The organism is Pedobacter ginsenosidimutans, from assembly GCF_001442625.1.
GTDB classification, from domain to species: domain Bacteria; phylum Bacteroidota; class Bacteroidia; order Sphingobacteriales; family Sphingobacteriaceae; genus Pedobacter; species Pedobacter ginsenosidimutans.
Map to the genome: position 1 here is coordinate 1 of NZ_LMZQ01000060.1, position 20,474 is coordinate 20,474.

Below are 20,474 nucleotides of genomic sequence, written 5' to 3' on the forward strand. Positions count from 1 at the left end.
TTACCGCCAAACCATGCCGCCATTATTTTTCCTTTACCCAAATCAACCAGCGTTGAAGCATGGCAGGCCTCAAATGGAGCCTTCTCAAAAATACTAGTCGACTGAATGATTTCTACTTTTTGCGCACAAACGTTTAAAGAAAGAATAATCAGTATAAAAGCAATTGAAAGATGTTTAAGCATTTTCTATTAATGGTGTCCTGGTATAGCCTCGATCAGTTTTTGGGTATAAGCTGCTTTTGGTGCATAAAATATCTGCTCTGGAAAACCTTCTTCTTCGATTTTTCCTTTGTTCATCACTAAAATACGGTCAGAAATATGCTTTACAACAGCCAGATCGTGAGAAATGAAGATATAGGTGAGTCCGAATTCGCGTTGGAGGTCTTTAATAAGATTTAAAACCTGGGCCTGAACGGAAACATCTAAAGCAGATACCGATTCGTCGCAGATGATAAATTTAGGTTGTAAAGCCAAAGCCCTGGCAATAACCACACGCTGCCTTTGTCCGCCACTGAATTCATGCGGATACCGGTTAAAATGCTCTTCTTTTAAACCTACTTTATCAAGCAATTCCAGTACTTTTTGTTTACGCTCGCTATCGTTGCGGTATAATTTATGCACCTGTAGTGGCTCTAAAATTGATTGACCGATACTTAATTTTGGGTTTAATGAAGCATAAGGATCCTGAAAAATAATCTGAATATCTTTCCTTAACTTCCGTAAGGCCGTTTTGTCGATGTGTGTAATGTTTTCTCCATTAAAAATAATTTCACCAGAAGTAGGTTGTATCAACCGTAAAATGGTACGGCCAAGCGTGGTTTTGCCACAACCCGATTCGCCAACCAGACCTAAGGTTTCACCAGGAAAAACCTCAAAATTCAATTGGTCAACAGCTTTAACATAATCAGTTGTTTTGCCAAAAAGACCATTGTGGATAGGATACCAGGTACATAGGTCTTTAATCTGAAGTAAAGGTTTCTGGGTGTAAAGTTTCTCTCTCCTTGCGGCTATTTCTGCCTCTGTTAGTTGGTTTGAAGCCTGTAAATGTGCCGAAGCATCATCATTTCCGGTAAGGAAATCGGCCACCACAGGTAGTTTTTTTAATTGTAGACCAGGCGAGGGGCGACAGGCAAGCAAACCTTTGGTGTACGGATGTTGTGGGTTCTCAAAAATAGATTTTGCTGGGCCTTGCTCTACGATTTCGCCTTTGTACATTACAGCAACTTCATCAGCAATTTCATTTACCACACCTAAATCATGCGAAATAAAGATCATCGCCATGTTGCGTTCTGTTTTCAGTTTTAAAAGCAGCTGAAGAATCGTTTTCTGAACGGTTACATCTAATGCCGTGGTGGGTTCATCGGCTATTAATAGTTTCGGATCACAGCTTAAGGCCATGGCAATCATTACCCTTTGCTTTTGTCCACCTGATATTTGGTGTGGGTAACTATCAAATATTTTTTCTGGTCGGGGTAGTTGCACCTCGTTAAACAATGAAATAGTATGTCTTTTTGCTTCCGCTTTATCTACCTTTCGATGTAACATGATGGTTTCTGCCACCTGGTATCCGCAGGTAAAAACAGGATTGAGCGAAGTCATGGGTTCCTGAAAAATCATCGAGATCTGGTTTCCCCTGATCTGACGGATTTCGTTCGAACTGAGATTGAGCAGACTAATATCTTCAAAATCTATATCGCCTGTAATTTTTGCTGCACGTTCATCATGCAAGCGCATAATGGAAAAAGACGTAACTGATTTTCCAGAACCAGATTCGCCAACAATACCTAAAACGGTTCCTTTTTTTACATTAAAACTGATCTGTTTTACAGCTTTAAACCAGGTTTTATCGTCCTGGTTATAGAAATCGATATTTAGGTTTTCTACGTTTAGCATCAAATTTTTGAAATAATAAGTTCATTTGAGCCTGTTTCCAGACTATTGTAATCATCTAAATGGTAATGACAGCCAATTGGGGTTTCATCTTGAGCTAAGTAAAGTAGTTGTTTTGCAAGGGAAATGAGCCCTGCTTTATTCGCATGAATTTGGATCTGGTTTTCAATAATATCTGTTTTGAGAATGAACCCATCTACCCAGCTAGATTGCAATCCTACCTCATCATCATATTTTGGAATTTTCAGCTTTACTTCAACTACCATTTAGGATACAATTGTAATGTTTTCTGCCGGAATTATATCCATACCTTTAAATTTTAACAATACCTGGGCGGTGGTAATTACATCTTTCTGGCAATAGGTAACAATTCTATCGAGATTTTTTTCTTCATAATAAACTTGTCTTACCTGCGCACCGTTGATATCATCTTTCGGAGTAGGAATATCTAAAATAGCAGCCAGCAGGTTTAACGAAGTAAAATGTTTATAATCGCCGAATTTCCAAAGTTCCATTGTATCAATATGGTTTATTTCCCAGGGTTTTTTGCCCGAAAGCTGCAATTGAACCGGAATTTCTATGCCGTTAACCAATAACCGCCGGCATAAATAGGGAAAGTCGAATTCTTTTCCATTATGCGCACAGAACATTAGGGTGGGCATTTGTTTACTCAATAAAGCAGAAAACTGCAGCAGCATTTCTTTTTCATCGTGGCCAAAAATAGATTTAATACGCAAAGCGGATGACTTGCCCTGTACACTGAAAATACCCATGCTAATGCAGATAATTTTTCCAAATTCGGCCATAATGCCTGCTTTTTCATAAAATTCTTCAGCAGTTTGATCTTGATTTCTTTGGTAATGTGTTTTCTGTTCCCAAAGTTCCTGAAAATGCGGAGGTACATCTTGAAAAGATGGATATTGAGGTACAGTTTCTATATCGATAACCATTACCTGATTGAGATCTAACGCCTTTAACATATATAGATAGTTTTCAGTTAACAATTTACAATTTTCTGTTCATAATTATAGCCGTCTTTAACTATTGTTTTGATGGGCTTTCTTGTTTTCAGATGATTCGTTACAAAATCATTGATTAAATTTCAACGGCTTTCTATTAAGGCAGATTTCTGGACCCCAACCTATCGGTTGAGCAATTATTTCTGTCGTTGGAGATTGATTATTTGGTCGTAAACATTTTTTACATCTTCAATAAACTCAAGACATGCGGGCTGCTTTACACCCGGCCATTCTATCCCCTGCATCATTGCATTTCTAAAATCAGTTGGTCCTAATGTAATAGTTCCGCTATTATCAGATTTTTGATTAATTGTTATGTCGGTTAGGGTTCTGATGTTTAATGACTTGATTTCTCTGCTAAATATTCCGGTCTTAATAATAATTCTGTCCGAAGTAATCCCGTAAGCGGTATTTGCTCTCTTTTTTGCGTCGATGAAAAATCTGCCTACAGTGATATATAGTCCCATTAAAACAAATGGAATACCCCAAAGTTTAAAGAAAAAAGGTGCATCAGTTGTAAGGACACTTGTTTCCCAGAAGACTGCAAACCCAGCCCAAAGCAAACTAAAGGGAATTAAGAATGTATCTGAGGTTCTAAATAAAATTCCTGTCTTAGGTTTTCCTGCCCATATTAATTTTTCGTCTGTGCTTAGATTAGGTTTTAGTTCGTTTTCGATCTCGTAATTTGTCATTTATTTATTTGATTGTTTGGTTTGATGGCTGGTTATGCTAATTATTGTTTCTAGGTCTTTGTTCAGTCTGATTTCAACATGCAAAGCTTCAATTTAATATTAAAATTCGATAAAATAAATCATTTTCGTTTCACCTTTTTTAGTCTTAATATATTTTTTGTTGAAAATTTATTTTATAAGTTTGGTTTATGGCGAAAAGTAAATTTGAGCAATCTTTAACAGATGGTGCTCACCAAAAGCTTCAAAGTTTAATTGGTACCTGGAATGGCATAACTAAAACCTGGTTCGAAAAGGATTTGCTGGCAGATGAATCTCCTGCTGAAGCAAAAATCACTTCAATTTTGGGTAATCGTTTTATTTCTATCGATTACCAGGGAAGTTTGGAAGGAAAAGCTTTTGAAGGCAAAATGATTGTCGGTTTCGATATTCCTTACCAAAGATTTACCACAAGTTGGGTTGATAGTTTTCACATGGGTACACAGATTATGCTTTCGAGTGGCGAAGCTACTGCAGATGGTTTTTCTGTTTTTGGAGAATATGGTAGCCCGGAATATGGCGAACAGCTTTGGGGCTGGAGAACAACGCTTGAAATAATTAACCAAAATGAAATCGTATTAACGGCTTATAATATTTCGCCGGGAGGGGAAGAAGCAAAAGCTACGGAGACGGTTTATAGAAGGAAATAAATTAGAAGGATCGTCATTCCCAACCGGATAGCTATCGGGTTGATTGGGAACCACGAAGTGCTCATCGAAGATAATCTTAATGCCTGATGTAAAATGCATTAAGATTCCCGCATGCACGGGAATGACGTATAAAAAAACTAAAATAAACTTGGCGAAGCCTGATTGGCCATTACCGGAATCTTTAAATCTGTTCCTACAGCTTTGTTCAGTTTCGCTGTAAAATAAGCCGAAAATAACGGAGAAGACAGCTCAACATTTTGATGGACAAAGAAATATAAGTTTTGTAAACCCTGTTCTTTCCAGCTTACAATTCTTTCAATCCAATCGTCTAAGCGTTTTTTATCTATGTCATCATCGTTGGCACCAACAAAACGTACAAAGGCCGTTGGCGAAGTTAAACGCATATGCAGCATATCTCTTCTGCCTGCAGTATCAACGATAATATTGGCTACACCATTTTCCTGAAATAATTGTGCAAATTCGTTGGCAATGACCGGATTTGAAAACCATTCTTCATTTCTCACTTCAACACCCAAAGGAATTACTTTTGGAAATTCGTTGATTACGATTTTTAGCCTTTCAAAATCTTTGGGTTTAAAGTTATCGTGTAATTGAAGAAAAGCCATTCCTAATTTATCTTCAAAATTACTGATGGCATCGCAATACTGTTCTACAGGTTCTTTAACGTTGATCAATCTTTTAAAGTGACTGATGGTATTGGTCAGTTTTGGGAAAAACTTAAAATCTGCCGGTGTTTTTTGCGTCCAGGTGACTACTTGTTCACGGCTTGGCATACCATAAAATGTGGCATTAAGCTCAATAGAATTAAATTGAGTAGAATAGTAAGTCAATTCATCCTTAGTTCCTTTTGGATAAAACCCCTTTAAATCGGCTTTGTTCCATTTGGCGCAACCCACATAGGCCTGGAAAGATTGTTTAGGTTTATTTGCTGCTAAAATTGCTGCTGTTTCAGGAGCATCAGCAGGAAGGGTATAATCTATTGTGGTTGGGTCTTCTACTTTACCGAATTGCATTTTTAATATATGTTATGTGATACTAATTACATTAACTTCCTCTTTTTTATTTAAAAGAACTTCTAATGCTGAGTTAATCTTCGGTTCTAACTTTTGCCAAAATTGTTTATTTGAACAATTCCCGAATTTAATAAGAATAAGTTTTGGAGGAGCACCAAACCAATCGATTAATTCTTTGAAATCTGAATCCTTAGAAACAATTATGACATTCTTTTTAATTTGAGCCATTCTAAAAATGGTCAAGTCATCTACTGAATGTAAATTTAGAGTGAAAGAAGATCTTGTTTTAAAATTTGTGTATTCTGAAAGCCATTTGGCAATTATAGGGGATATATTGGTGTCGGTCCAAATTTCCCAATTATTCATACATTAAGTCCTCATTTATTTTTTGTGCACTATATAAGAGAACAGCCCTAATATCTTCCTTTTCTAGAATGGGATGTTCCTCTAGAATTTGTTCCTCACTCATGCCGCTTGCTAATAATTCAAGTACATCAGAAACTGGAAATCTCAACCCGCGTATTGTAGGTCTTCCTCCCATCAAACCATCTGTAGCAATGATCCGATCGAATAACTTAATTTGTTCATGTGCCATACTCAAATATAAAAAAAAATACCTCAGTAAAAAAACTGAGGTATGTGTATGTTGTAATATGTGATTTTATTTTTACGTATCTCAAATTGAGAACTGAATTAGTAACCCAGAATCTTCAATACCTGCTTACTATTCTGTTCTTCTCCAAAAACTTCGAAATTGAAACTTTCATCGCGGTTTCTGCGGATCAAAACATGTTTCGGGCTAGGCAATAAACAGTGGTGGATACCACCATAACCGCTCAATACTTCCTGGTAAGCACCCGTGTGGAAGAAACCTAAATACTGTACCTTACGCGTTTTTGGCATAAATACACTGTTCATGTGCGCCTCCTGGTTGTAATAATCCTGTCCATCGCAGGTAATGCCACCTAAGTTAACTCGCTCATATTCAGCATCCCAATTGTTAATTGGTAATAAAATGTATTTTTGATTTAATGCCCAAACATCAGGTAAATTGGTAATAAAAGAACCATCCAGCATTAACCAACGCTCACGGTCGTTCTGTTGTTTACGGCCCAGTACTTTATAAAGGATACCAGAAGCTTCAGCAACCGTATATTTACCAAATTCGGTAATAATATCTGGTTCCATTACATCGTGGATGGCGCAGATTTCTTTAATCCTTTTCACAATTTCGTTTACCATGTATTCGTAATCGAAATCGAAAACCAACGAATCTTTAAATGGCATACCACCACCAATATCGAGGGTATCTAAATCAGGATTGATTTTTTTGAATTTGCAATACAACGTTACGTATTTCTCTAACTCGTTCCAATAATATGGCGAATCGGTAATACCCGAGTTAATGAAAAAGTGCAATAATTTAACCCTGAAATTAGGGTTGTGAACGATTTTGTTGTTGTAAAAATCAATAATATCTTCCATACGCACACCTAAGCGCGAAGTATAGAACTGCGAATCTGGCTGCTCTTCAGCAGCGATACGGATACCTAAGTTACAAGGAGTATCGATATCAACCTCATCATCAAAAAGATTAAACTCTTCTTTGTTATCTAAAACTGGGATAATATTGGTATAACCATCGTGCAACATATCAATGATATATTGTTTGTACTGGTAGGTTTTAAATCCGTTGCAGATAATGGTGGTATCTTTCGTTAACACACCTTTTTTCTCCAAAGCATCAACCATCGGCATATCAAAAGCCGAAGAGGTTTCCAGGTGGATGTTGTTTTTTAAAGCTTCTTCTACGATATGCTTAAAATGCGAGCTTTTTGTACAGTAGCAATATTTATAATCGCCACGATAATTGTTCTTTAAAATAGCGGTTTGGAAAAGGATCTTCGCCTGCTGAATCTTCTTACTTACCATTGGTAAGTACGTGAAACGTAGGGGAGTACCGTAAGTTTCGATCATTTCCATCAGGTTTAAATCCTGAAAATATAATTCATCATCTATAACATCGAAACCCTCTTGAGGGAAACCAACACTTAGATCAAGAAATTCTGAGTAACTCTGCATTTACTTTTAAATAATTTTTGCAAAAATGTAATTTTAAATCGAGAATTAATCTTTAATAAAAATATTTTTACTGTAGAGAAACCGTTAGCCTAACTACAAAATTTTGGTACTATTTGTTTTTGGAAATAAATAGGGTTGGATATTTTGGTAATAGTCTGGAAAACAATGGGTAATGAAGGAATGTTTTAAGGATTAGGAAAGCAAGTTTCTGTTGTTATCGGTTTGGCTTGTTCCTGTTCTCCACTTTACTCGTTGCACTCGTGTTCGTTCCGATCAGGTTTAGCTGGCAAGGATCGTGCTGCTATTTGTGGTTTGACAGCGAGTTGGCTATCAATTATAGGTAAATCATTAATTGATTGATATTTATGTGGCCGTACACTCTGGTCTTAGCGTCTCGCTAAGACTTTTCAGTAAATTATTTAATAAATGAAAGAAGATTACTGTTTAACTAATAATTTGGAAAGCAGGTTCCTGTTTTTATAGGTTAGGGTTGGCCCTGCTCTCCACTTTACTCGTTGCACTCATGTCCGTTCCGATCAGGTTTAGTTGGCAAGGACAGTGCAGCTATTTAGGGTTTGATAGCGAGTTGGCTAATCAATTATGGGTAAATCATAATTAATTATAGGTTGTCATCCTGAGCCTGTCGAAGGACCTGTTTAAATGCTCCGGTAAAGCATTTCGACAAGCTCAACGTGACAATTTTGGATGAAACACAGCTTAAGATACAGGCTCTGGAACCAAGTAGCATATTAACCTTTCCGAAGGTATTTGGTTAAAATTACAATAGTTTGTCCTTCAACCTTACCTTCAATTTGTTCGATATTATCATGAACTAACCGGATATTTTTAACTACAGTACCCAATTTTGCACTAAGTGTAGAGCCTTTAACATCCAGTGTTTTCACTAAAACAACGGTGTCGCCTTCAAATAAGCGCGTGCCATTGCTGTCCTGATGAAATTCTACCGTTCCGTCTTGCTCGTGGTCGCCGGTTTTTTTAGCCCAGTCCAAAGTTTCATCCTCAAGGTATAAAATATCCAGACTATCTGCTGCCCAGCCTTCATTTCTTAACCTGCTCAACATTCTCCAGGCAACAACCTGTACCGGGGCAAATTCCGACCACATGGTTTCTGTTAATATTTTCCAGTGGTTTGGAGCAAGTTGCTCCGTTTTTTCAATCTGATCTAAGCAGGTTTTACAAACTAAAATGCTGTTATCGCTATTGGCATTGCTGGTTGGCGGCACTTCGTATACCGATAAATTGGTTTCAGCGGTGCATAATTCGCATTTATTGCCCGAGCGGGTCTGTAATTCTTGTACTAAAGACATATTGATACTGGATTTTTGGCGAAAGTAATAAAACTAATCGGAATCACGCGGATCGTCATTTCGAATGCAGTGTTCCAAAGGAACTCCTTTGGAGGAGAAATCTTCTATATTTTTTTGATAGAAAAAGATATGAATGTTTGTTGATCATTTGGAAAGCAGGTTCCTGTTTTATCGGTTTGGGTTAGTCCTGCTCTCCACTTTACTTCGCTGCACTCGTGTTCGTTCCGATCAGGTTTATTAAATTAGGGTGGTGCTGCTATTGAAGGTTGAATAGCGAGAGTAGATTTGTCAGATGGGTCTTCCGTGTTTTCAGAGCTTCGGTGGCAAAATAAAAATGGTTCGTGGAGGCACGAACCACGGCGGGGGATCAGGTTTATTAAATTAGGGTGGTGCTGCTATTGAAGGTTGAATAGCGAGTGTATATCTATCCGATGGGTTTTCCGTGCTTTCCGAGTTTCCATGGCAAAAATAAAATGGTTCGTGGAGACACCAACCAATAAAGCTATTAACCTTTTATAATTCCTTTATTTTGCCCCACATCCTTTTTAAACTTTTCTATCCATTCTTTTAAGCTCAAAGCTGTTTCCTCTTTATCGTCATCATATACGATCCAGGCATTTGCATCTGTAGAAAGCTTAATCAATGTGGAGATATCATCTTCGGTGATGTAGGACTGTCCATATTTCCTTTCACCATTTATTACCGCATTCCATAGGGCATATTCTAAATTCTGCATCCAACCTGCAGAATAACAATATTCAGAAATTTCACTCATAAATGTTGCTAAACGCAATTCTTTTTCTGTTAAATCTGATTCCATTAAAATAGATATGCAATCTGTTATTCCTTAACCGGCAAATGTACCTCAGCCAGCATGCACCTTGCACTGCCACCACCGTTTTTTTCGATCGTGTAAAGCGGTGCATAAATAATTCTGCTGTATTGTTCCAGTATAGCAATCTGCTCAGCAGTTAAGGATAAATAAGCCTGCTCTGACATCACCAGTAAACTTTCGTCATCTGCATTGCTAACCTGTAACATATTGCCCGCAAATTTATTCATCTGTTCCAGGCTGATTTCGATGATTTCTTTTCCACTGCCTTTTAAACTGATGGTTACATTTAATTTCTCTTCCGGATTTCTAATCGAATCCAGGCAGATTACCGCAAAACGGTCGCCAATGCACATCATTACATTGGTATGGTAAATCGGGAAATTTGATCCGTCTACCGCTTGAAAGGCCACTGGTTCATATCCGGTAAGCATGCAAAAGTTATTCAGTACTTCTTCATCGGTGCGCACACTTAAGCAGGCATAGGCAATTTTATTGGTCCGGTCTAATACCATGCTTCCGGTACCTTCTAAAAAAGCATGTTGTTGTTCGTAAAAGCTTAAATCGCTGATGTGATTTACCTCGAAATTTTCTTTCAACCCATCCAGTATTTCTTTTCTGCGTTCTAAACGGCGGTTTTCAGAAAACATCGGGTAAAGATATACTGAGCCATCATCATGAAAAGAGACCCAATTGTTCGGGAAAATAGAATCAGGTGTTTCAGGCTGTAAAGTATCATCTACAACCGTTACATCAACATTGTTTTTTCTTAATAAATCAACAAAGGCATCAAACTCTTTTAAAGCCTCGGTTTGTACATTGGTTTCGGTAGATGCAATTTGAAACTTGTTATTTCCGGCCGTTTGCTCGTTGAATTTAAAATCAACCGGGCGGATCATGAGGATATGGTTGGTCGTCTGCATAATGGTGAAAGGTAAAAGGCGTAAGGTTTAAGGTTGCATACTGCCCCAAAGGTATTTATTAAATATCAGGCACTTATACTATAGGCAAATTTAACCTTAAACCCTATACCTTACGCCTTAAACCTCAAATATTGTCTCTTAAAATCGGTAAACTCATACAATGGAAACCACCACGTGCACGTGATAATTCTGCCGACGGCATTAAAATCAATGTATCTGTTATGGTTTCGGCATTTACTTTGCCACTTTCTAAATCTTGGATCAAATCTTTCACATCCACCACCTTAAAACCGGCAGTTTTAAAGGCCTCAACGGTTTTATCGTTTCTATCGTAGCCTAAAACAACACCTTCTTTAATGGCTAAAAGGTTACAAGAGTCTGTCCATTGCTCACGCGAATCGTAAGGGAACTGATTGTTTCCGCTATAAATAATCTGGGTAGGTTCGTTGCTTTTTAAATCGTTCTGGCTAATGTCATTTAATAAAGCTTCCACATGTTCGAAATGTTTTGGCTCTTGTGGATTGGCTTTTGTAAACTGAATGGCAGTGGTAGCCTCCAATTTCTCGGGTTCTTTTAAAAAGTTGATCGGCTCATATGGATTATACTTCGGCGAATGGGCAATCGAATTCAAAATTACCCAGGTATTGCGTTTAACCTGTGTGAAAACGGTATCCAGATGCATATAATCGCGTTTGCTTGGTATTTTTACCACGGTAACTTTTTCTACCACATCCTGATCGAACAATAATTTAATCGCTTCGTTGGCACCATGTTCAGAAGTTCTTTCGCTACAACCGATCAATACGTGGTTAGGACTCACCATCATCACGTCGCCACCTTCCAGAGTGGTACTGAAAGCGGGTTCATCACCTGGTCTTAAAAAATGCATGGTCACATCCGGAATTTCGAGGATATTATTGCGGTAGTCCTCAAACAAAGGATGATTGAAGAAAATATAACGCATTAAAAGTGTTTCGCGCACACGGGCTTTTTTTGCCGGTTTGTTTAACAGGATATGGTTGTTAATGGTTGTGCCCACATCCCTTGTAAAGATTAAATTGGGGATTGGCGCAAAAATCATTGTATCGTTGGCCAATGTTCCGGAGATAAAAATCTCTGCCAATTGTTTCGGATCGGTATTGGTTAATTCCAATTGAACCTTATAAGTACAGCCTTCAATCGCACAAACGGCAGCAACCAGTTTTTTGCGGATGGATTCGTTCTCCAGCATTTCGCTTAATAGGTTCTGAATCTCAATTACCGATTTAGAATTGTGAAAATCGGGGTGATTTGGTTTGTAAAAATTACGGTTGGATGCTTCCGAATCTATTTCGGCCAGTTTTCCTTTAATCTTGTCAGGATCAAGAAAATACATCAACAGTTTAATATAATAATCGTATTCGCCTTTACGAATGGTATCTAAGTGTACAATATCTTCGAAAAGCCAATCTTGTGCCTTAGAGGGTACTACTTTGCCTAATCCACTATCAGGACTATGTATTAATAATTTACGCAACCTGCCGATTTCGGTGTTTACGCTCACTTTAAAATTGGGGTTCTGCTCGCTCATAAAAAAGTTAGTTATTGCAAATCTATTAGAAAAATTCAGATATGAGAATTGAGATGACAAATTTGAGATAGACTAATACGTAGATAGGTTTATTTATTGCAAAGAACCAACTAAATAAACCTTATTGAAGCGGCAGCTCCCGATTCCTTCAATCGGGACTATAGCGGAAAGAAGGACTATCGCGACCGATGCGCACTACAGCAGCTTTCCAAACCCTTTGAAAGCTCGAAAACCTTCCACCATAAACCTTTCACCTTCCACCTTTTTTACATATTTTTGGCGCATGAATTTTATTATTGCCGAAACACAGAAAGCCATTTTTGAACTTTATAAGGAAGAAGTAGCCGAAAGTGTAATCAACATACAAGAAACACGTAAAGAATTTGAAGGACAGGCAACAATTGTTGTTTTTCCGATTACTAAAATTTCGAAAAAATCGCCAGAACAAACCGCTACTGAGATTGGTGAATATTTGGTTGCCAACGTAACCGATATTACCAAATTTAATGTAGTTAAAGGATTTTTGAACTTAAGCATTGCAGAAAGTTATTTCTTAAAACAATTTAACGAAGAAATTTTATCGCCCGATTTTGGTGTGTATGCACCAAACGGGAAAAAGGTAATGGTAGAATATTCGTCGCCAAATACCAATAAACCGCTTCACCTGGGGCACGTGCGTAATAACCTATTGGGTTACTCGGTTTCTGAACTGCTTAAAGCTTACGGTTACGATGTGGTAAAGGTAAACCTGGTTAACGACCGTGGGATCCATATCTGTAAATCGATGTTGGCCTGGCAAAAGTGGGGCAATGGCGAAACACCCGAAAGTACAGGCTTAAAAGGTGATCATCTGGTTGGAAAATACTATGTAATTTTCGATAAAGAATACAAAAAAGAGATCGATACTTTAAAAGCGGAAGGACAAACAGAAGAAGAGGCCAAGAAAAATGCTCCATTAATTAAAGAAGCGCAACAAATGCTTTTGAAATGGGAGCAAGGGGATGAGGAAGTGGTTTCGCTTTGGAAAACCATGAACGAATGGGTTTACGCTGGTTTTAATGTAACGTACAAAAACCTAGGGGTAGATTTTGATAAATTCTATTACGAAAGCAATACCTACCTGTTAGGAAAAGGTACAGTTGATGAAGGTTTGGCCAAAGGCGTTTTCTTTAAAAAGGAAGATGGTTCGGTATGGATCGATTTAACTGCCGATGGTTTAGACCAGAAGCTGGTTTTACGTGCTGATGGAACTTCGGTTTACATTACACAGGATTTAGGTACTGCCGAAATGAAACACGATGATTTCAATATGGATGAGTCGATTTATGTGGTAGGAAATGAACAGGATTACCATTTCAAAGTGTTGTTCCTTATTTTAGAGAAACTGGGCAAAAGCTGGGCAAAAGGTTTATACCATTTATCGTACGGAATGGTCGATTTGCCAAATGGTAAAATGAAAAGCCGTGAGGGAACTGTTGTTGATGCAGATGAGCTGATTGAAAGCATGGTAACTACCGCCCGCGAAAAAACAGAAGAATTGGGTAAAACCAACGATTTTAGTGAAGCAGATAAAGAAGAACTGTATAAAAATATCGGTTTAGGTGCTTTAAAATATTTCCTGTTAAAGGTTGAGCCTAAGAAACGTTTGTTGTTCAATCCCGCTGAGAGTATCGATTTTCAAGGAAATACCGGTCCATTTATCCAGTATACGCATGCACGGATTAAATCGCTGTTGACTAAGTCGGATTACAAGTTTGCAGCTGGCAATGAGCAGTTTTCAGGAATATCAGATGTAGAACTAGAAATGATTCTGCAACTGGCAAAATACCCTGCAGAAATTGCTATTGCGGCTAAAGCTTACAGTCCGGCGAGTTTGGCCAACTATTTATACGAACTGGCTAAGCTGTTCAACAAGTTTTACCATGAGGTACCACCAATTGTAAAAACAGAAGAAGGTGAAGTGAAACAGTTCCGTTTAAACCTGAGTAAAAAGACTGCTGATATTATTCATGCCGGAATGTTGATTTTAGGGATTACTTCGCCAGAGCGGATGTAGGGACTGTTGGCTAAAGCCAACGATAATGAGTTTCCTGGTTTTAAAATCCTAATTAATGATTAATGAACTGATTTTACTTTGTCTGGTAGCTTTTGCTGCCGGTTTTATTGATGCTATTGTAGGTGGCGGTGGTTTATTACAAACTCCCGCCATTTTACTTATTTTACCACATTATCCTGTAGCTACGCTTTTAGGCACTACCAAAATCCCGTCAATGGCGGGTACAACACTGGCTGCTTTCAAATATTCAAAACAGGTTCGTTTTAATTACAAAGTACTTGCGGCTTGTGTACTAACTGCATTTTTAGCGGCATTGCTGGGCGCGTTTTTGGTTAGTAGGATAGATAATTCGGTCATCAAACCCGTAATTCTCGTTGTGCTGATTTTAGTCGCACTTTATACCTATTTTAATAAACAATTTGGTATCCACCAGGAGAAAGATCATTCGCTTAAGCAACAGGTTTTAATGGCCGGTTTATTTGGGATATTGATTGGTTTTTATGATGGCTTAATTGGCCCCGGCACAGGATCTTTTCTAATTTTGGTTTTTATTGCCGTACTGGGTTTCGATTTTATTGGCGCCAGTGCCCATGCCAAAATCGTGAACATGGCGACTAATTTAGCTGCTATTATCTATTTCAGTTCTACGGGGCATATCCTGTTTCAATACGCCATACCAATGGCGCTGTTTAACTTAACCGGTGCTTTCTTCGGTACAAAACTGGCCTTGCTTAAAGGAAATAAATTTGTCCGTGTATTTTTTCTGATCGTTGTTTTCGGAACAATTCTACGCTTTGCTTACGATATTCTGAAAGCATATGTTGTGTAGCTGTTTTTAGCTCTTATTCAACTTCTTTGCTACTGCCTTGTCAATCTCAGATTTCATTTTTTCAAGTGTTGCTTTGGTTAACTTTCCTGATGAAAACGACATGCTACCTGAAGTTATTTTGTTTAATAAACCAGCTACAAACAATGGCTTGTCATTGATCACCAATCAATGTTAGTTGTTCTATTGAAATTAGGAGAAAAGTTAGCCAATGCTGATGTTCCAAAAGCATCCAATGATGAAGATAACTCATATCTCAACTTTGCAAAGTTGGCAACCTTTTTAACTTCGGTAGACTTTACATGCCTGAGGGCGATTAGAGATGTTTTGTCAAGCTAACATAAAATCAATGGAACAAACACATATTGAACATTAAACCACCGAGGTCTGCTCCTCCGGGTATGCGCAGCGTTTTTGTATGTTTCTCCCCAAAAGAACTGGTCATCAACCTGCTTAATACTTTCCGTGCACCGGGAACCGAACCTGAGATAAGCATGTCCAACTGGAGGATCGGCAGTTAAGACGGAAAGGAAAAGTGGTCAGTCATTTTTAATAACATATATAGGTCTAAGTTCCTTAGAATGTATGAATTTGGTGTCAATATATAATAACAAGTATATTATTTGATATATCATTCTGGTTAATTTACAGCTTGTTATCTTCAGACTTTGCATGTAGTACTTTAGTAACTTGAGACAAATCGACAAAAAGTTGAACAGATAATAATAGCGCTATTCCTTTACTTTGATTTCAATTAACCAAATAACAAACCTTACTGCAAATTTCTTTCACCAGCAATACTATGCTTTTGCAGTTTTAATATTTTTTTATGAGATACAAATTATTTGTTTCAGACGATTGATAATCAGTTTTTTATCTAAAATCAATAAATCAGGGAAACTACAAAAAAATAATGCTATGCTCAATAAATACTTACCAGTTCAAGGTGCATTCCTAGTACCAGAATAAAACAAATCCGTATTGATCCTGTAGGCAAATACTAAAAATAGGCCAGTTTTAGTAGTATAAGCGCTGCACGCAGTAGAACATTTAGATTGCCAGTATGGTGCCAATCAGATGTTATTAATGGATCAAAATTATTGCTGTTAACAATAAAACGATTTACTGATTTAGCTCATCTAAAATACCATTAATTAAAACAAGTGGGTTAAGGCATAGACTACACCATGTTGTGGGTTTGCAGCTTGATAAATAATGTTTTCTGCAGAAGGTAAAGGGCTTTATTGATCCGTGGTCGGCACTACAGTTGTAAGGCCGAAGAACATTGCTATGCCCATTCCGTGGAAATATTGTTTCATGTTGTCAGTTTAACGGTACTACGATCCAGCTATTTCGAAATTTTACAGCAATGCCACAACCGCTATTATTTAGCGTTCAGCGTGTGAGATAAATAATAAAATCCAGTATAACCCGGCTAAAATCCGGATAAAAGCAATATGTATATGAAAATTAAAAACAAGGTTAAAACCAGGCGTTGGCAAATCCGTTGGATGGTACTTGCGTTGATTGCGCTTTCCTTAACACATTGTAAACATGATGAACTGCCGCAAGAAGTTGGTTACGATCCATCTAAGCCCGTAACTGTCAGCGATTTTTACCCTAAAGCCGGAAGTGTAGGGAACAATCTGGTGATATATGGTGAAAATTTTGGGAACGATCTTTCCAAAATAAAAGTGATGATCGGGGGAAAGCCAGCCAAAGTTGTTGGTGTAAAAAATAATGCCATTTATTGTATCATTCCCGAAAAGGCCTATGCTGGCGATATAAAAGTAAGTGTTCTTGGTGGTAACAATGAGGAACTGGCCTATGGCGCCTCAAAAGAGCCGCTTTCTTATACCAGAAAGCTGCTGGTTTCTACCTTTTTGGGGAAATACTATCAGGTGCCAAGTAATTTTGAGGAAAAGGAAGGTCCCTTTAACGATTGTGGCGGATTTAAGGGGATATTATGGCTCACCTTCGATCCTAAAAACTATAACCACCTCTATTTCTCGGCTGATGTAAACAGTTGCCGTCTGATTGATTTCGAGAAGCAATATGTGAGTTACTTCAGAACGGATCTCGATAGGGTATCGATATTAAACTGGAGAATGGACGGAAATCAGGATATGATTGTTTCCCACAATCATTCCAGCGATACCAAAAATGGCAATTATCTGTTCACCCGCGAATCTAATTTTATTCAGAAAAAAGCAATCGAGGTTTATGCCCGGGGTGTAAACGGTACAATAGTTCATCCGCAGAATGGAGAGTTGTATTACTCACGGTTCAGAGCGGGCGATATCCGGAGGTATGACTTCAATACCAAAGAAGATAAATTGGTGTTCTCCAATCCCTATAGTGCAGTAGCTGTTTACATGGTGATGCATCCATCCGGAGACTATGCCTATCTGGTCGAATATGATAAACATTTTATTATGCGTACCGATTACGACAGGGATAAGAAAACGTTCAAAACACCCTATACCATTTGTGGTGCAGCGGGTACAGCAGGTTATGCCGACGGAATTGGCACTAACGCACGTTTGAACGGGCCAGTACAGGGGGTATTTGTTAAAAATCCAGAATATGAAACGGCGGGAGGTGACCAGTACGATTTCTATTTCTGCGATAAGGCCAACCATGCAGTTCGCATTTTAACACCACAAGGAAGGGTAAGTACATTCGCCGGACGTGGGAACAATGGTACAAGCGGTTATGCCGATGGCGATTTACGTACCGAAGCCCGTTTCAATAACCCGCAGGCTATTGCCTATGATGATGTGAAAAAATGTTTTTATATCGGTGATACCGGCAACTGGCTTATCCGCAAAATAGCTAAAGAAGAATAATTGATGAAGACCAAATATATAATTATGAGATTAATTTTACTAACATACATCGTGCTGATTGGTGTCTCCCTTAATGTTTTCGCACAGGAGGTAACAGTAAAGGGAACAGTAACCGACATTGGCAAACAGCCCATCCCAGGGGTAAGTATATCTGTTGCCAATCTGCCCGGACTGGGGGCAATTACCGACAGTGATGGGAAATTCAGTATCAAAATGCCTCCTTATCAAACATTGGTATTTACTTATGTGGGTTACGAAAAACAGGAGGTATTGGTAAAAGAGCAGCGCGTTGTAAATGTTAGCCTGAAAGAATCAGATGCCAGTGTACTGAATGAGGTGGTAATTACCGGTACAGGTGCAGAAAAAAAGATATCCATCACTGGGGCCATTACAACTGTAAATGTAGACCGGCTCAAATCTAATCCCTCTACATCGATGGCAGATGCGCTGGCAGGTGTGGTACCAGGTATCCAGGCCATGCAAACCTCAGGGCGCCCGGGCAGCATTTCAGAATTTTGGGTGCGTAGTATTTCTACTTTCGGCGCCAGCAATGCAGCGCTGGTATTGATTGACGGCTTTGAACGTGACATGAACGAAATCAATGTGGAAGATGTGGAATCCTTTTCTGTATTAAAAGATGCTTCAGCAACGGCTATTTACGGGAGCAGAGGTGCAAATGGTGTTATTTTAATCAAAACCAAACGTGGCAAGGAAGGCAAAGTAAATATTAATGCAAAGGTAGAAGGCTTTTATAATACACTCACCAAACTACCCGAATTTGTGGATGGTTATGCGTATGCATCGATGGCCAATGAGGCAAAGATTGTTAGAAATCAGGAGCCTCTTTTTTCGAGGCCAGAACTCGAAATACTGCGCCTGGGTTTAGATCCCGATCTGTTCCCCAATGTAAACTGGATGGATGTGGTTTTACGTGATGCAGCAAAAAGCCAGCGCAGTATGATCAATTTAAGTGGAGGTGGAAAAACTGCGCGTTATTATTTATCGGGAAGCTATCAGAATCAGCAGGGAATGTATAAGGTTGATGATGCATTGAAAGACTACAATACCAACGCCAGTTTTAACAAATATACTTATCGTTTAAGTGTTGATATGGATATCACCAAATCTACCTTGCTCACAGTGGGTGTTTCTGGGTCCTTAAGGAAACAAAATGACCCTGGAGTGGGCAGTGATGCGATATGGACAGCACTGATGGGATACAATGCAATTACATCACCATTAGTGTATTCGGATGGCAAGATCCCTGCCAGTGATGATGGCGACACTAATCCCGACAATGACAGGGATCGTTTTAATCCCTGGGTACAGGGCACCATGACCGGTTACAACGAAAGTTGGAGCAATAACATCCAAACAACTTTAAATTTAAACCAGGGTCTGGATTTCATTACCAAAGGTCTCCGCTTTGTTGGCCGCTTTGGTTATGATACTTATAACAATAACTATATCAGGCGCTACAAGTTCCCTGAACTGTGGAGTGCCAACCGTTACCGCGATACTGAGGGCAATTTGGTATTTAAACGCATAAAAGAAGAACAGAAAATGACACAGACTTCTGGTTCGGACGGCGATAAACGTGAGTTTTTTGAATGGGAAACACATTATAACAACAACATAGGTGAACATAATTTCGGGGCCATGGTTAAATATAGTCAGGCATCGAAGGTATTTACCCAGAATATCGGTTCGGATTTAAAAAACGGAATTGCACGACGGAATCAGGGATTGGCCGGACGAGCCAACTACAACTGGAAATCGCGCTATTATGTTGATTTCAATTTCGGTTACACGGGTTCTGAAAATTTCCACAAAGACTACAGATTCGGATTTTTCCCTGCCATCTCCGGAGCATGGAATATCGGAGAAGAACCGATTGTGAAAAAATTGGGGTGGGTAGATATGTTTAAAGTGCGTTATTCATATGGAAAAACTGGGAACGACAACTTAGGCGATATCAGGTTTCCTTATCTCTATACTTTAGAGCAGATGGCTGCAGGCGGATACAATTTCGGTGATTTTGATTCTTCAAATCCATGGACGGGTATCCGTTATTCTTCAGTAGCCTCTCCTAATGTTACCTGGGAAATTGCCACCAAACAAGATCTGGGAATCGATTATTCACTTTTCCATGATAAATTTAGCGGATCAGTAGATTATTTCCGCGAACGCCGTGATGGAATTTACATGAGCCGGAATTTTCTGCCCGGGTATGTAGGTTTGGAGAATAATCCTTCTGCCAATGTGGGCGAGGTAAAAGCTGCAGGATTTGATGGCAGTTTTGCCTATAAACAAAAAGTAAGCAATGTAGATCTCACTTTACGCGGCAATGTTACCTATAGCAAAAATGAAATCCTGGAAAGAGATGAAGAAAATACGATTTACACTTACAAACTGCAGGAAGGCCATCGGGTAGATCAAGCCAGGGGGCTGATGGATTTAGGCCTGTTTAAAGATTATGATGATATCCGCAATAGTCCGAAACAATCCTTTGGTGAGGTAATGCCGGGCGATATTAAATACAAGGATATCAACGGCGATGGTATTATCGATGATAATGATATTGTAGCTATCGGCGCAACAACCAGACCAAATCTTACCTACGGATTTGGGCTCTCGGCGAGCTGGAAAGGTCTTGATATCAATGTGCATTTTCAGGGTGTAGGAAAG

The 20,474-nt window shown here is 38.7% G+C and carries 17 protein-coding genes and 1 pseudogene; 5 read left to right on the plus strand and 13 right to left on the minus strand.

All coding sequences use genetic code 11. The annotated features are described in order from the left end of the window. The 5 genes and pseudogenes from ASU31_RS26185 to ASU31_RS26205 form a co-directional block, all read right to left on the minus strand. Positions 1-182, minus strand: a pseudogene (locus ASU31_RS26185) (sialidase); the annotation flags it as partial. A gap of 6 nt (positions 183-188) precedes the next feature. Then, positions 189-1,892: an ABC transporter ATP-binding protein gene (locus tag ASU31_RS26190; protein WP_057935192.1), complete on the minus strand. Its 1,704-nt coding sequence runs from the start codon at positions 1,890-1,892 to the stop codon at positions 189-191. Further along, positions 1,892-2,155, minus strand: coding sequence for an Imm32 family immunity protein (locus ASU31_RS26195; RefSeq protein ID WP_057935193.1), 264 nt, complete (start codon positions 2,153-2,155; stop codon positions 1,892-1,894). The genes ASU31_RS26190 and ASU31_RS26195 overlap by 1 nt, the downstream gene beginning before the upstream one ends. Then, complete coding sequence (locus tag ASU31_RS26200) at positions 2,156-2,869, minus strand: 3'-5' exonuclease (protein WP_057935194.1); 714 nt, start codon at positions 2,867-2,869, stop codon at positions 2,156-2,158. Positions 2,870-3,045: 176 nt separating this feature from the next. Next, positions 3,046-3,600 (minus strand): PH domain-containing protein, encoded by a 555-nt coding sequence (locus ASU31_RS26205; protein WP_057935195.1) that lies wholly within the window; start codon positions 3,598-3,600, stop codon positions 3,046-3,048. A 188-nt stretch (positions 3,601-3,788) separates the two neighbouring features. Here ASU31_RS26205 and ASU31_RS26210 point away from each other — a divergent pair, with 188 nt between their 5' ends. After that, on the plus strand, positions 3,789-4,286 hold the full coding sequence (locus tag ASU31_RS26210; RefSeq protein ID WP_057935196.1) for a DUF1579 domain-containing protein: 498 nt from the start codon (positions 3,789-3,791) through the stop codon (positions 4,284-4,286). Between the two features lie 137 nt (positions 4,287-4,423). On the opposite strand, the gene ASU31_RS26215 is transcribed toward ASU31_RS26210, so the two are convergent. The 8 genes from ASU31_RS26215 to ASU31_RS26250 form a co-directional block, all read right to left on the minus strand. Next, a complete protein-coding gene (locus tag ASU31_RS26215) occupies positions 4,424-5,320 on the minus strand; it encodes a DUF72 domain-containing protein (RefSeq protein ID WP_057935197.1) in 897 nt (298 codons plus the stop codon). Between the two features lie 12 nt (positions 5,321-5,332). After that, entirely contained in the window at positions 5,333-5,686 is a 354-nt protein-coding gene (locus ASU31_RS26220; RefSeq protein ID WP_057935198.1) for a DUF5615 family PIN-like protein, read from the minus strand. After that, complete coding sequence (locus tag ASU31_RS26225; protein ID WP_083488731.1) at positions 5,679-5,915, minus strand: DUF433 domain-containing protein; 237 nt, start codon at positions 5,913-5,915, stop codon at positions 5,679-5,681. The genes ASU31_RS26220 and ASU31_RS26225 overlap by 8 nt, the downstream gene beginning before the upstream one ends. 98 nt (positions 5,916-6,013) lie before the next feature. Beyond that, positions 6,014-7,402: an arginine decarboxylase gene (locus ASU31_RS26230; protein WP_029277861.1), complete on the minus strand. Its 1,389-nt coding sequence runs from the start codon at positions 7,400-7,402 to the stop codon at positions 6,014-6,016. A gap of 749 nt (positions 7,403-8,151) precedes the next feature. Then, positions 8,152-8,730, minus strand: coding sequence for a PhnA domain-containing protein (locus ASU31_RS26235; RefSeq protein ID WP_057935199.1), 579 nt, complete (start codon positions 8,728-8,730; stop codon positions 8,152-8,154). 505 nt (positions 8,731-9,235) lie between these two features. Beyond that, positions 9,236-9,550, minus strand: a complete 315-nt coding sequence (locus ASU31_RS26240; RefSeq protein WP_057935200.1) for a hypothetical protein — start codon at positions 9,548-9,550, stop codon at positions 9,236-9,238. Between the two features lie 20 nt (positions 9,551-9,570). Then, positions 9,571-10,485: a citrulline utilization hydrolase CtlX gene (ctlX, locus tag ASU31_RS26245; protein ID WP_057935201.1), complete on the minus strand. Its 915-nt coding sequence runs from the start codon at positions 10,483-10,485 to the stop codon at positions 9,571-9,573. Positions 10,486-10,609: 124 nt separating this feature from the next. Beyond that, entirely contained in the window at positions 10,610-12,055 is a 1,446-nt protein-coding gene (locus ASU31_RS26250) for an arginine deiminase family protein (protein WP_057935202.1), read from the minus strand. A gap of 283 nt (positions 12,056-12,338) precedes the next feature. Between ASU31_RS26250 and argS the strand changes: the two genes are divergently transcribed. The 4 genes from argS to ASU31_RS26270 form a co-directional block, all read left to right on the plus strand. Then, complete coding sequence (gene argS, locus ASU31_RS26255; protein WP_057935203.1) at positions 12,339-14,111, plus strand: arginine--tRNA ligase; 1,773 nt, start codon at positions 12,339-12,341, stop codon at positions 14,109-14,111. Between the two features lie 55 nt (positions 14,112-14,166). After that, positions 14,167-14,940, plus strand: a complete 774-nt coding sequence (locus ASU31_RS26260; protein WP_057935204.1) for a sulfite exporter TauE/SafE family protein — start codon at positions 14,167-14,169, stop codon at positions 14,938-14,940. Between the two features lie 1,460 nt (positions 14,941-16,400). Further along, on the plus strand, positions 16,401-17,786 hold the full coding sequence (locus ASU31_RS26265; RefSeq protein WP_057935205.1) for an IPT/TIG domain-containing protein: 1,386 nt from the start codon (positions 16,401-16,403) through the stop codon (positions 17,784-17,786). 24 nt (positions 17,787-17,810) lie between these two features. After that, positions 17,811-20,474 (plus strand): SusC/RagA family TonB-linked outer membrane protein (locus tag ASU31_RS26270; RefSeq protein WP_057935206.1); only part of this gene is annotated, 2,664 nt, incomplete at its 3' end.